Here is a 12,555-nt window from a genome sequence, read left to right on the forward strand (position 1 = left end):
AGCGGCCCCTCCTCAACCGAGGTCGCCCCAACGCCTCCACGGGACACCGGCCAGCAGCTCGTCCCTCTTCGCCCGCAGCAGCGCCCCGAACTCCCCGGGCACCTCGCCCACGAGTTCCTCCACCCGCCCGGGGTCGTCCACCCGGGTGGCGATCTCCGGGTAGTGGATGACGAACCCCTCCTCGTCCACGGAGAAGTCGGCCCGGAAGTCGGAGTCGCGGTCCTCCAACCGCACCAGCGCGGGTTCGTCGCCGCGGGGGCGGACCAGGGAGTAGTCCTGGCGGGAGCACTCCACCGTCAGGCCGGGCAGGTCGATCCAGGCCATGGCGTGCGACAGGGATTGCGTGGGGCGCCGATCCCGGTCCATCAGGGCCGCGCGGCGCACGGGCATGATGTTGGTCAGGGGCGACATCCACAAGTCGCAGTCCACCGCGCCCTCCAGGTCGGGGAGGGGCGCGGCGCGCAACGGCCCCCGACCGGTCCGCACCCGTGAACTCCAGCCGTGGGAGTCGGATCGGGTGAGCTCCACCTCCCGGTCCCAGCCGGAGCCGAGTACCGCGATCCGCATGCGTCTGGTGCGGTACAGGGGACCGCACTCCAGCCGGAAGACCGCCGTGTGCGGCTCCTCCCCGGAGTGGAAGGACACACCGTCCGCGGACAGGCCGGAGCCGTCGAACCCGCACCGTGCGAGGGCCACGCCCCCGGTCCCTCCCAGCTCCCACGCCATCATCGGCCGTTCCGCCATGAACCCCCCTCGCCCCCGGAGGCTAGGGGATCGGCGTGTGGAGGGCAACGAGCGCCCGGCCCGTGTCGCCGGACCGGGCGCGTCCTCTCGACGGGGGGCGGCTCAACGGGGAGGGGGGTCGGCGGCCGCGGCGCGGGGCAGGCGTTCGGCGAAGCGCGCGCGGTCGACGACGGCGCGGGTGTGCGTTCCGGACAGGACCCCGTCGCGGGGGTCGCGGGCCGTGACCTCGAAGGCGCACTTTCGCCCCGAGGCCCGCACGAGGACGGCGGTCACGGTCACCTCCTCGCCGAGCACGGTCGGGGCCAGGTGCGCGGAGTCGTGCGCCACGCCCACCGACATCTCGTCGGGCGAGGTCGCCTCCTCCAACAGCCGCATGCACGCCATCTCTCCGAGCCAGAGGAGCACGGGGGTGGCCAGTACGTCGAGGCCGTTGCCCCAGCGGCGGGCGAGGTCGGCCTCCGACACCGTGTGCCGCAGGGTGTGGGAGCGTCCCACGAGCGCGGCGAAGCGGTCCTCCGCCGCCGCGCCCGAGCCGGTACTGGTGGTCATGACGGTTCTCCTCCGGTCGGTGCGGTCATGGTCGGCCCGAACCGCTCGGGGGCGGCCCCCGCGTGGTGGTACCGGGCGGCGCGGGCCGGTTCGGCGGCGGCCACGCGCTCCTCCAGGAGGCACAGGGCCCTCTCCAGCCGGTGCAGCAGCTCGTCGACCTCCGCCGGTGCGATGACCAGGGGCGGTGCCACCAGTACCGACTCGGTCGCGGCGTCGACGCCCGCCGGGTACAGCACCAGCCCGCAGTCCCAGGCCGCCTCGGCCAGGGCTCCGGCGCGCGCCAGCGGCCGGTCCTGGTCGGGCCGCATCCGCAGGGCCAGCAGCAGGCCCTCGCCCCTGACCCCGCTGACGACGTGCGGGTGCGCCGAGGCGAGCGCCCGCATGCGGGCCCGGAGCCCGGCGCCCAGCGCCCGTACGCGCCCGGGGACGTCGTGGGCGCGCAGGTACTCCAGCACGGCCAGTCCCGCCGCCGCGGCCAGCGGGTTCCCCGCCGTGGTGTGCCCGAAGGCGTACTCCTCCGCGGGACGGTCCAGAGCCCGGGTGACGGCGCCGTCCACCACCAGAGCGGACATCGGCACGTACCCGGCGGTGAGGCCCTTGCCCGTGGCGATCATGTCGGGCACGATCCCCGCGGCAGCGGACGCGAACCACGCGCCGGTGCGTCCCAGACCGGTCATCACCTCGTCGGCGACGAGCAGGAAACCGTGCCTGTCGGCGAGCGCGCGGAGCGCGGGCAGCACGTCCGGCTCGGGCACGGCCGCCCCCGTGGCCGCGCCCCCCACCGGTTCGACGACCACGGCGGCCACCCGGTCGGGTCCGACGCGGTCCAGGGCCGCGCTCCAGTCGGCGGCTGTCGCGCGTGCGCCCGGGACCGAGGGGCGCACCCGTGGCCCCCCGGTGCGGTTGTCCAGCAGGGCCTCCAACCCCGCGCGCCGCTGCGGGTGTCCCGACAGCGAGAGCGCGCCCGCGGTCATCCCGTGGTAGCCGGGTTCCTCGCCGAGCACCACGGTGCGTTCGGGAGCGCCCCGGCACGCCTGGTGGGCCAGCACCAGGCGCAGCGCCGTCTCGACGGCCTCGGAGCCGGAGTTGGCGTAGAGGACCGCGCCGGGCGCGCCCGGCGCGACCGCGCACAGCTCCCGGGTGAGCCGGGACAGCGCCGGGCTGGCGAACTGCCGGCGGTAGGCCGAGCACGCCCGGTCGATCTGCGCGTGCATGGCGGCGGTCACCTCGGGATGGCCGTGACCGAGGTTGGCGTTCACGGCGCCCGAGCAGCCGTCCAGGTACTCACGGCCCTCGGTGTCCACCACGTGGACGCCCCGAGCATGGCTGACCAGTGCGTTCGCCTGCATGCGTACCTCCTCAGTACCAGGTGAGCGTGACGGCCCCGGCGGTCATGCCGCCGCCCACCGCCGCCAGCAGGACGCGTTCGCCGCGGCGCAGCGGGCGCGCGTGATGGGAGGCGTGCAGGGTGACCGGGATGGAGGCCACCGCCGTGTTGCCGTACTCCGGAGCGGTCATCGGGGCCTTGTCCGCGTCGATGCCCACGGCGTCGCACAGCTCCTCCAGCATCCGCACGTTGGCCTGGTGGAAGACCACCCTGTCCACGCTCCCGGCGTCCCAGCCGGTGCGCTCCAAGGCGTCGTCCACCAGCTTGGGGACGTTCTCCATGGCCCATCCCCGGACCTCGCGGCCCTGCATCCGGAGCTTGTCCCTGCCCTCGTCCGCGGTCCGCGGCGTGGTCGGCATGGCGGTGCCGCCCGCGTCCACGCCCACCAGGTCCGCCGAGGAGCCGTCGGAGGTCATCGCCGTCGTGTGGATGCCGTAGCCCTCGGGCACCTCACCGACCAGTGCCGCTCCCGCTCCGTCTCCGAACAGGCTCACCGTGCGCTTGTCCGAGCGGTCCATGACGCTGCTGAACTTGTCGGCGCCGACCACAAGGGCCTGTTCGAGTCCGGGGTCGGACTCCAGCATGCCCCGGGCGCAGTCGAGTCCGTACAGGAAGCCGGTGCACACGGCGTTGATGTCGAAGCTGGCGGTGGGGCCCAGGCCGAGTCTGCTCTGCATCCGCGCGGCCGTGGCGGGCTGGGGCTGGTCGGGGGTGCACGTGGCCAGGACGATCAGGCCGATGCGCTCGGGGGAGTCGGTGTGTCCGCGCAGCAGGTCGCGTACGGCCAACTCGGCCAGCTCCGAGGTGGCGGTGTCCTCCCCGGCGTAGCGCCGGGTCCGCACACCGGTGCGTTCGACCACCCAGTCGGGGGAGGCGCCGGTCCACGCGGCGATGTCGTCGTTGTCGATCACGGTGTCGGGAAGGTGGGAGCCGAGTCCCAGGATGCCGAAGGGCATGGGTTCTCCTCGTGGGGTGTCGTTCCGTCCGCGGCGGTCGCCGCGGACGTGCGGTCACGCGGCGGCGGGCCGTTCCACACGGGCCGCCGCCGTCGCGACCATGTCCAGCAGGCGGCGCAGGTCCTTGCGGCGCAGGTGCGGGTTGAGCAGCGTGAGCTTGAGCCAGACCGCGGCCGCGCCGCCGTTCTCCGGGTCCGGAGCCGTGGCCCTCCCCAGGACGGCCTCGCCGGAGGCGAGCATCCGGCGCCGCAGCTCGGCGACCATCTCCGACCCGGCCGGTTCGCCCAGCCGGTCCGCGAGCACGGGGCGGAACAGGACGGTGCTCAGCCCGGGCTCCTCCAGCACCCGGAGGGCGGGGTGGGCGCCGGCCAGAGACACGGCCTCGTCGGCGGCGTCACAGCAGCGTTCCACCAGGTCCCCCATACCGGTGCGCCCCAGGGCCAGCAGCGTCGCGGCCAGCTTGAGCACGTCGGGGCGGCGGGAGGTGCGGATCGACCGTCCGAGCAGGTCGGGCAGTCCGGCGTCCGAGTCGTCGTCGGCGTTGAGGTAGTCCGCGGTGACCGCCAGCAGGTCCACGTCGTCCGGGTCGGCCAGGGTGAGCATCCCGGCCGCGAGCGGTTGGCCGCCGAACTTGTGGAAGTCCAGGGCGACGCTGTCCGCGGAGCCGATCCCGTCCAGGGCGGGGCGGAGCCGGTCGCTGAACAGGGCGCAGCCCCCGTAGGCGGCGTCCACGTGCAGGCGGGCGCCGTGCTCGCGGCAGGCGTCCGCGATCTCCTGGAGCGGGTCCACCCGGCCCCGGTCGGTGGTGCCCGCCGTCGCGACGACCAGGGACGGCTCCTCGGAGGCGGCCAGGGCCCTGCGCAGCCCGTCGGGGGACATCCGGCCGTGCCTCGTGGGCACCACCACGGGCGGGCGCAGGCCCAGCAGCCACGTCGCCCGCTGCGTACTGTGGTGGGCGTTGTCGCCGCACAGCACCCGCAGTGAGGACCCGCCGACCCGCTCACGCGCCACCAGCACACCGACCAGGTTCGACTCGGTGGCTCCGGTGGTCACCAGCGCGTCCGGCCGGCTCGCCCCGGGGTGCACGAGTTCGGCCAGCGCCCGGCAGACCCGGGCCTCGATGGTGCTGGACACCGGGGCCTGGTCCCAGGAGTCCATGGACGGGTTGAGCACGTTGACCGCCAGGTCCGTCGCCGCCGGGAGGGCGAGCGGCGGTGTGTGCAGGTGCGCCACACAGCGCGGGTGGGCGGGGTCGGCGGACCCCGCCGCGAACGCGGGGACCAGCGCGTCGATCGCCTCCCGCGCGCCGATCCCCTGGTGTGGCAGGGGGTCGGGCCAGTGGTCGAGCAGGTCGGCCGCGACCTTGTCGGGGCCGCCCTCGGGGCACGGCCCCCGACCGCGGACCAGGCCGGATCTGAGCGCGTCGAGGGTGTGTCCCGTCAGTTCGGTGACCGCGGTGAGTTCGGGGTCGTTGCCCGCCAGGGGAGGCGGTCCCTGCGCGGTCCGGTCGAAATCGGTCTGCATGGTTCTCCCGGTTGGTCGACTGCGGTTGTGCCGGAGGGGCGGCGCCGGGGCGGTCTCACGCCCTCGTGCCGACCCGTCCGCCGGTGCGGGCGTTGCCCACCACCAGCGCCAGGGCGAGCGCGGGCAGGAGCGCGAGGCCGAGCCAGGACAGCGGCCCGCCGTCGATCTCCGCGCCCACGAAGAAGCCGACGGCGCCGCCCACCGCCCAGAAGACGTCGTGCCCCCCGAAGAAGGCCCCGGCGTCCCTCTGGTCGGCCAGGTCGGCGATGTAGATGTCGGCGGAGACGAACACGAGGGTCTCTCCGACGCTGTAGACCACCACGCACAGCAGCAGCCACCACAGGACCGGTACGGCCGCGATCGCGCCGATGGACACCGCGACCACGGCCATCCCGGCGGCGGAGAGCACCAGGGCCGCGCGCCTCTCGAACTGCCGCCGCAGCGCGATCACCGCGAGCACGCCCGCGATCCCGTTCACCATGAGCACGGCTCCCGCGAGCTCCTCGTAGCCCGAGAGCTCACTGGCGTAGATGGGCAGGGAGGTGGTCAGCTGTGAGTCGATGACCCAGAACAACCCCATGGCGAGGCCGAACCGCAGGAACAGCCCGTTGCGGAAGACCCGCCCCAGGGAGCCGATGACGGTCTCACTGGTGGTCGAGGTGTTCAGGTGGCGGCGCACGAGGTGCACCGGCACGGTGAAGACCAGCATCAGCGCTCCGCCCACCAGGAACAGCAGGCGCGCGTCGACGCCGATCAGCAGCGCGCCGAGCGCGGGGCCGAGCACCGCGCCCAGGTTCTGCGCCTGGTTCAGGAAGGAGAACCCGCGCTTGCGGTCCTCGTCGGGCTGCCCGGCCATCACGGCGGAGGCCGACGGCTCGTAGAGCGCCCCGCTCAGCCCGACCAGCGACGAGCACAGCAGGTACCACCAGAAGCCGTCGTCCACCGCGAAGGCGGCGAACGCCGCGCCCCGCAGGGCCAGGCCCAGGGTCATCAGGGTCACGTGCCGGGTGCGGTCTCCGATCAGGCCGCTCAGCAGCGGCAGGCAGCGCGCCGTCACCAGGTTGGCGGCCAGGACGCTTCCGACCTCCCAGGCCGTGTAGTCCAGGGAGAGCATGTGCAGCGCCAGGTACGGGGCGATCGCGAAGGTTCCGACGTTGAGCACGCCGGCGGCGACCACCACGACGCGGATAGCCGTCGGCAGCGCGCCGAAGCCGCCGCCCTTCTCCTCCGGCTCGGGCCCCCGTGTCGGCCCGCCTGGTTCTGTACTGGAATCACTCATGGTCGAGACCTCGGTGCGCAAAGGGGTCGGCGGTCGTCGGGAAGCCCCGGTGAGGGGGGGCCGTGGGTCTGCGCGCGTGTCATCCGCCCAGGACGGAGAGGACCCGCTCGGCGTGCTCCTCGATCCGCCGCGCGTGCCGCGCGTCGTCGCCGATCACCATGTAGTCGATGACCCCGGAGCGGTCGACGTCCTCGATGGGCAGCACCACTCCGCAGCCGCGGGAGTGGTCGTAGAGCAGGCCCTCGTCGCGCAGGGCCCCCACGGCCTCGGTGAAGCCGCGGACCGGGACCCAGTTGCGGGTCAGCACCGTGTGCTCCGTGCCGTAGGAGTCGCCGACGAGCCTGCGCGCGAGGTAGTCGATGTGCGTGCAGTCGCCCATGCGGCCGTTCACCTCGGTGAAGAGCAGCTTCCCGTCCTCGGTGAGGATGGAGTCGATGTTCATGTAGCCCCGGAACCCCCGCCGCCCGGCCGCGGCGGCCAGGGTCGTGCTGTGCGCGATCATCTCCGCGAGCTGGAACTCGCTCAGCCGCCTGGGCGGGATCTCCAGGCCGATGAAGGTGGGCTCCATCCGCATCTCGCCGAAGTTGAGGACGGTCGGGGCGTCGACGTCTCCGGACACCCGGAGTTCGCTGTAGTGCACCATCACGGAGGGGTGGTACACCTCGACCACGACCCTGGTGTTGCGCTGCACCGCGATCTGCGGCCACAGCGAGGCGGCCAGCGCCTCCGGGTCGAACCCCGGCTCGACGGGGACCACGCGGCTGGCCCCCGTCAGCTCCGTCTCGCCGTGGACCGTGACCGCGACGTTGCCCGCGCCGCCGGAGTTCGTGTCCTGCTTGACCATGACCCTGCCGTTGCGCGCGACGAGGTCGCCGACCGCACGGGCCAGTTCGGCGGCGGTGGTGGCTATCCGCCCCTCCGCGACGGGGGTGCCGCACACCTCGGCCAGTTGCCGGAAGAGCACCTTGCTGTTGTAGGTCTCGGCTCCTCCCGCCTCGAGGAAGCCCGGTTCGACACGGCTCACGTCCAGCTCCAGGGAGCGGGCCAGGGTCAGGGCGGCGCGGTCCAGGAAGTACGCCTCCAGGGTCCACCCGCGGACCGACCCCACCCGTTGGCGGATCTGCTCCTCGACCCAGCCGTCGTTGAGCGAGTCGAAGTTGAGGATGAGCTGTTCGGTCTCGCTGTTCCTGGGCAGGATGACGTTCTTCTCGGAGAGGTTGCGCCCCAGCAGCCCGTTCACGTAGGAGACGAACTCCTCGGAGACGGCGTGCGGGAGGACGACCAGGTCCTCGTCCTCGGCGAGCACCAGCAGGCGGCAGCAGCACAGCGAGCTGAGGGCGTGGATGTCCGGCGGCATGTCCGTGCCGCACATCGCGTCGCTGTCGACGTTGGCGACGATGATCTTGGGCATGGCGAGATAGGTCCTTTCTCTCGGGAGGGCGACGGCGGGGGCCGGTCGCGGGTCAGCCGCGGGCGCGGCGCAGGCCGCACATCTGCGTGAAGGCGTTCTTCCGCTGCATCTCGGCGGTGCCGCCCGCGATCAGGGTGCCCAGCGCGTCGCGGACCGAGCGGGACACCCGCCCCTCCTCGTAGCCCGCGTGGCCGAAGACGCGCAGCGCGTCCTCAGTGCCGGTCCTGAGGGACTCGGCGGCCTGGAACTTCGCGATCGAGCACAGGAGGGCGGCGTCGGGGCGGTCCTCCAACAGGGACTCCAAGGCGCCGTAGGACACCCACCGGGTGCTCTCCAGCGCGAAGCGCGTGTCGGTGAGCCGGCCCTGCACGTACTGGTGGTCGGCGAGGGGGGCGTGGAACGCGCGGCGCTCGTGGACGAAGTCCATCATCTCGTCGACGAGCGGTTCGAGGTAGGCGGCCGCGAGCACGCCGTACAGCAGCCGGTCGAAGGCCATGATCCCGTGGACGAGGGCGAGCCCGCCCCCGGGCCGCCCGAGCACGCCGTCGGCGCCGATGCCCGCGCCGTGGAAGTCCAGCCGACCGGTGGGACTGCTGTGGTTGCCCATCATGGTCTCCGCGGCGCCGCGCTCGGTTCCGGGGGCGTGCAGGTCCACCAGGAAGAGGGTCGCGTCGGCCCCGCGGTCCAGGTCGCCGCTGCGGCCCAGCACCAGTGCGAGGTCGGCCACCGGGGCGTTGGTGATGTGGACCTTGGCGCCGTGGAGGCGGCCGGAACCGGCCTCGGCGGTGACGGACATCTTGCTGATGTCGGAGCCGCCGCTCTCCTCGGTCAGAGCCATGGAACTCACCTGGCCGGAGAGCAGCCGCGGCAACCACGACTCGCGCTGGGAGGGCGTCCCGTCGCGGACCAGGGCGCGGATGAGCCCGGTCTGGGCCACCATGGACAGGCAGAAACCGAGGTCGCGGCCTCCCCGGGCGATTCCCTGGAAGGCGGAGACGAAGTCCCACCAGTTTCCGCCCAGGCCGCCCATCTCCTCGGGAACGGGAATCCGCCAGACGCCGTTCTCGCTCAGCTCACGCCACGACTCGTGGTCGAACTCCCGCCTCCGGTGGCATTCGTCCGCGCGCTCGGCCACCGTTTCGGCCGCCAGGACCTCGTACTTGTCCCGTATTTTGCTGTCAGTGCGGCAGTCGTCCGCCACGGGCCTCACCCCCTGCTTATCCGTTACTTGTTCGTTATGGGGCAATATATGCAGACCCCCGTTTCCTATGGCGGAAGATGGCCAGAACGGACACCCTTTTCGGGGACGGGCTTCTTTTCCACCGGTGTTTCCCCTGGTGGCGGGGGCCGACCCGACGGGTCCGGCCTCGTGGCCGGAGGGTGCGGCCTGTAGCATGCGCCGTGGACTCCAGTGGTGTAGACCACTGGCGGGCGGACATCACAGGCGCGAGGGAAGCGAGGCCCCCGGTGGGCGGATCGACGGACAGCTCGGTGGACGGCAAGCGGCTCCTGCTGGTGGGCACCTACACCCCCGACTCCGACCCGGCCGGGGAGGGGGAGGGGATCTACCGCGTCTGGTTCGACCCCATGACCGGCGAGATGACCGACGGCGGCGCCGCCGCCCGCACCCCGGGCCCGTCCTTCCTGGCCTTCCGCGAGGACCCGCCCACGGTGTACGCGGTCAACGAGCGCGAGAAGGGCACCGTCACCGCCTTCCGGATCGACGGCGCGGCCGGGCTCACCGAACTGGGCCAGGTCCCGACCGGCGGCGGATCGCCCTGCCACGTGCTCGCGCGCGGCTCCGAACTGGCGGTGACCAACTACGCCAACGGCGTGGCCGCGGTGTACGCCCTGGCCGGGGACGGCTCCCCCGGTTGGGCGGTGGCGGAACTCGCGCACTCCGGAAGCGGCCCGGTCACCGACCGCCAGGAGGGGCCGCACGCGCACAGCGCCGCCGCCCCCGACGAGCACCACCTGCTGGTGGCCGACCTGGGCACCGACGAGCTGCGCGTCCTGCGCGGCGGCGAGGAGGTCGGCGCCGTCGCCCTGCCCCCGGGCACCGGTCCCCGGCACACGGCCGTCCTCGGCGAGTACCTCTACGTGGCGGGCGAGCTGGACTCGCGCGTGCACGTCCTGCGCTGGAACCCCGCCGAAGGCACCGCCGAGCACCTGGGCTCCGTCGAGGCCACCGGCGAGGAGGCCGCGGGCGCCAACTTCCCCGCCGAGATCCTCGCCAACGGCGACCACGTGTACGTGTCCAACCGGGGCGCGGACACGATCGCCACCTTCGCCGTCCGCGACGGCGGCGCCCGCCTGGAGCACGTCGCCGACACCCCGGCCGGAGGGCCGTGGCCGCGCAACTTCGCCGTCGTGCGCGGCCACCGCGAGGAGCCCGACCACCTGGTCGTGGCCGCCCAGAACGGCGACTCGCTGGCCTCCCTGCTCCTGGACCCCGGCACGGGCGTCCCGGCCGACACCGGCCACCGGCTGCGCCTGCCCGTCCCCGTGTGCGTGCTCCCGGTCCCGATCACCCGCATCCGCCGAGCCGAGGGGACCCGGGGCTGACACGGCGTCCCCCGCGACGTGAGCGGGGCGCTCCGCCCGCTGCCGCGCGTCGGCCGTGGCGCGGGAGCGCCCCTTCCCGGGCCGCGGCCGTCACCGCCTACCGCCTTCCGCCGACCGTGGTGTCCGCCCGTCCCAGGGAGGCACACGGCCAGGGTTTCAACAGCAGCACCAGCTCCGTGTGCCGTCGCCGCGCCTGAGCCGGAACCGCCTCCACCGGCCTGCCCGGCTGCGTCCTCTCGATCTCCGCCGCCAGCTCCTGGGCGGTGTCACCGCTCAGCATCACCATGCGGCCGGTGTGCGCCGCCCAGTACTGGCCGGTCGCGTTGCCGTACCACACCGTCCACCCCCGCTTGCGGTAGGTGGCGCGGAGACGCCCCACCTCCTGGGGGACGGAGGCCTCCACGGTCTCCAGGGTCATGACCGCGCCCATCCTGCACCGCCTTCCAGAACCCGTAGTGCCTTCCGCAGCTCCTCGGCGCCCGCGCACACGACCAGTCCGGGCACGTTCCATCGCAGTTCGAAGAACATCCCAGGTCCGCGCGGGGATTGGAAGTTCCCCCACCGAGAGGCGGGGGCGTTCACCGGAAGCGGGCCGTGCCCGCTCCCGGAGCGGCTGCCGGGGGTGAGGCCCCGGAGGGGGGCGGCCCCCTACCCGCCGATGGGGAACCGCTGACGTTTTCCTCCCGGTCCCGCCGTGCCTTCCCACTTCCGGACCACGGCATAGTCACAATGTGTGCATGATTGGTAACGCAAAGCGTGTGCGCTGGTCGGCCCCGAAGAGGACCGGCCGGACCTTCCTCGTCACGGCCGCCACCCTGGCCCTGGCGGCCGGCGCCCTGTCGACCGCCCCGGGGTTCCGGGGCTGGTGGACCCCGGCCCCCGCCTCCGCTGCCGTCACGGTCAACCCCGTCGCCCCCGCACTCGGATTCAACGCCATCTCCGAGGGCGACACCTACCTGGCCGGGACCGAGTCCGAGGGCCCGATCGCGGTCGGCGGCGACCTGTCCTTCGGCCGCGACTACCGGGTGCGCATCCACAACGACGGCACCTTCACCGACGCGGGGGAGAGCAACCCCGTGGCGCTGCTGGTCCGGGGTGAGGTGGACTTCGACGACAGCGATCCGCAGGGCGTGCTCAGCATCCCCACGGGCGCCTACGTCAAGATCGGCGACCTCGACGACGCCGACGTCTTCACCACCGACCTCAACAACGCCTCGGCCAACACCCGCGTCGTCCCCCAGGGCGCCGGTTACGAGGGCTATCCGCGGGTCCAGCTCAGCACCATGCAGCCCGCCGACTCGGTGGGACCGGCGCCGGACCTGATCGACTTCGAGGAGGCCTTCTCCGCCTTCCGCTCCTACTCGTCCGGGTTCGCGCTCTGCTCCACCACGGCCACGCTGACCACCCCCAACGGCGACCCGATCGACCCGGACGCCATCCCCGAGGGGGCGGACCTGCACGTCAGCCTCACGCCCGGAGAGCAGAACGTCCTCAACATCACCGCCGAGGAACTGAACTCGCTCTCCCAGCTGACCTTCGACGATCCGCCGAGCCAGGACACCCCGCTGATCATCAACGTCGACACCTCGGGCGTCGGCGGCGACTTCACGTGGGAGGGCCCCACCGGCGCCGGGTTGAGCTCCTCCACGGCCCCCTACACCCTGTGGAACTTCTCCGACGCCCGGACGGTCACCATCCCCGTGGGCACCGACAGCATCGAGGGCACCGTCTACGCCCCGAACGCCGCGGTCAACCACTACTCCTCGGCCAACATCGAGGGGACGGTGGTCGCCCGCGAGTTCACCCAGGACGTGGGCGGCCCGCGCGAGAGCCAGCGCGGCGCGCGCGTCGTCCGGCCCTTCGAACTGCACTACCACCCGTTCGACGCCGAGCTGACCACGTGTGACGCCGGTCCGTCGCCGGACCCCGACCCCGCACCGGACCCGACACCCGACCCGGACCCCGACCCCACGCCCGACCCGACGCCGGGCCCCGATCCCACACCTGGCCCCGATCCCACACCGGGTCCCGACCCCGACCCCGACCCGGAGCCCGGCCCTGACCCGGACCCGACGCCCGGCCCTGACCCCGAACCCGGTCCTGACCCGGTCCCGGGCTACCGGTAGAGGTCACCGGGCGA

General features: G+C 73.3%; 11 protein-coding genes. 2 read left to right on the forward strand and 9 right to left on the reverse strand.

Translation table 11 applies throughout. The annotated features are described in order from the left end of the window. Positions 1–12 precede the first annotated feature (12 nt). The 8 genes from EV372_RS16740 to EV372_RS16775 form a co-directional block, all read right to left on the reverse strand. Positions 13–744 carry a putative glycolipid-binding domain-containing protein gene (locus tag EV372_RS16740; protein ID WP_130396730.1) on the reverse strand — a complete coding sequence of 244 codons (732 nt, stop codon included), beginning with the start codon at positions 742–744 and terminating at the stop codon, positions 13–15. Between the two features lie 102 nt (positions 745–846). Then, positions 847–1,293, reverse strand: a complete 447-nt coding sequence (locus EV372_RS16745) for a thioesterase family protein (protein ID WP_130396731.1) — start codon at positions 1,291–1,293, stop codon at positions 847–849. Continuing rightward, positions 1,290–2,642, reverse strand: coding sequence for an aminotransferase class III-fold pyridoxal phosphate-dependent enzyme (locus EV372_RS16750; protein ID WP_197044269.1), 1,353 nt, complete (start codon positions 2,640–2,642; stop codon positions 1,290–1,292). Before EV372_RS16750 ends, EV372_RS16745 begins: the two co-directional genes overlap by 4 nt. 10 nt (positions 2,643–2,652) lie before the next feature. After that, the gene (locus tag EV372_RS16755) at positions 2,653–3,636 is read right to left on the reverse strand and encodes a ketoacyl-ACP synthase III (RefSeq protein ID WP_130396732.1); all 984 of its coding nucleotides are present in this window, start codon (positions 3,634–3,636) and stop codon (positions 2,653–2,655) included. A gap of 54 nt (positions 3,637–3,690) precedes the next feature. Then, positions 3,691–5,160, reverse strand: a complete 1,470-nt coding sequence (locus tag EV372_RS16760) for a pyridoxal phosphate-dependent decarboxylase family protein (RefSeq protein WP_130396733.1) — start codon at positions 5,158–5,160, stop codon at positions 3,691–3,693. 55 nt (positions 5,161–5,215) lie between these two features. Then, positions 5,216–6,439, reverse strand: a complete 1,224-nt coding sequence (locus EV372_RS16765) for an MFS transporter (protein ID WP_130396734.1) — start codon at positions 6,437–6,439, stop codon at positions 5,216–5,218. A 79-nt stretch (positions 6,440–6,518) separates the two neighbouring features. After that, positions 6,519–7,850, reverse strand: a complete 1,332-nt coding sequence (locus EV372_RS16770) for a preATP grasp domain-containing protein (protein ID WP_130396735.1) — start codon at positions 7,848–7,850, stop codon at positions 6,519–6,521. A gap of 52 nt (positions 7,851–7,902) precedes the next feature. Beyond that, positions 7,903–9,051, reverse strand: coding sequence for an acyl-CoA dehydrogenase family protein (locus EV372_RS16775; RefSeq protein ID WP_253796897.1), 1,149 nt, complete (start codon positions 9,049–9,051; stop codon positions 7,903–7,905). Positions 9,052–9,317: 266 nt separating this feature from the next. Between EV372_RS16775 and EV372_RS16780 the strand changes: the two genes are divergently transcribed. Then, positions 9,318–10,415, forward strand: coding sequence for a lactonase family protein (locus EV372_RS16780; protein ID WP_253796899.1), 1,098 nt, complete (start codon positions 9,318–9,320; stop codon positions 10,413–10,415). Positions 10,416–10,512: 97 nt separating this feature from the next. Here the strand turns inward: EV372_RS16780 and EV372_RS16785 are convergent, their stop codons facing one another. Continuing rightward, positions 10,513–10,833: a hypothetical protein gene (locus EV372_RS16785; RefSeq protein ID WP_253796908.1), complete on the reverse strand. Its 321-nt coding sequence runs from the start codon at positions 10,831–10,833 to the stop codon at positions 10,513–10,515. A 319-nt stretch (positions 10,834–11,152) separates the two neighbouring features. Here EV372_RS16785 and EV372_RS16795 point away from each other — a divergent pair, with 319 nt between their 5' ends. After that, the gene (locus EV372_RS16795) at positions 11,153–12,541 is read left to right on the forward strand and encodes a choice-of-anchor A family protein (protein ID WP_130396738.1); all 1,389 of its coding nucleotides are present in this window, start codon (positions 11,153–11,155) and stop codon (positions 12,539–12,541) included. Positions 12,542–12,555: the final 14 nt, after the last annotated feature.

This window comes from Nocardiopsis sp. CNZ308, assembly GCF_004217075.1.

Excerpts from the sequence above, each read along its gene's own strand:
- EV372_RS16795 (WP_130396738.1), top strand. The coding sequence starts at position 11,153 with ATGATTGGTAACGCAAAGCGTGTGCGCTGGTCGGCCCCGAAGAGGACC.
- EV372_RS16765 (WP_130396734.1), bottom strand. The coding sequence starts at position 6,439 with ATGAGTGATTCCAGTACAGAACCAGGCGGGCCGACACGGGGGCCCGAG.
- EV372_RS16745 (WP_130396731.1), bottom strand. The coding sequence starts at position 1,293 with ATGACCACCAGTACCGGCTCGGGCGCGGCGGCGGAGGACCGCTTCGCC.
- EV372_RS16740 (WP_130396730.1), bottom strand. The coding sequence starts at position 744 with ATGGCGGAACGGCCGATGATGGCGTGGGAGCTGGGAGGGACCGGGGGC.
- EV372_RS16760 (WP_130396733.1), bottom strand. The coding sequence starts at position 5,160 with ATGCAGACCGATTTCGACCGGACCGCGCAGGGACCGCCTCCCCTGGCG.
- EV372_RS16755 (WP_130396732.1), bottom strand. The coding sequence starts at position 3,636 with ATGCCCTTCGGCATCCTGGGACTCGGCTCCCACCTTCCCGACACCGTG.
- EV372_RS16770 (WP_130396735.1), bottom strand. The coding sequence starts at position 7,850 with ATGCCCAAGATCATCGTCGCCAACGTCGACAGCGACGCGATGTGCGGC.
- EV372_RS16785 (WP_253796908.1), bottom strand. The coding sequence starts at position 10,833 with ATGACCCTGGAGACCGTGGAGGCCTCCGTCCCCCAGGAGGTGGGGCGT.
- EV372_RS16750 (WP_197044269.1), bottom strand. The coding sequence starts at position 2,642 with ATGCAGGCGAACGCACTGGTCAGCCATGCTCGGGGCGTCCACGTGGTG.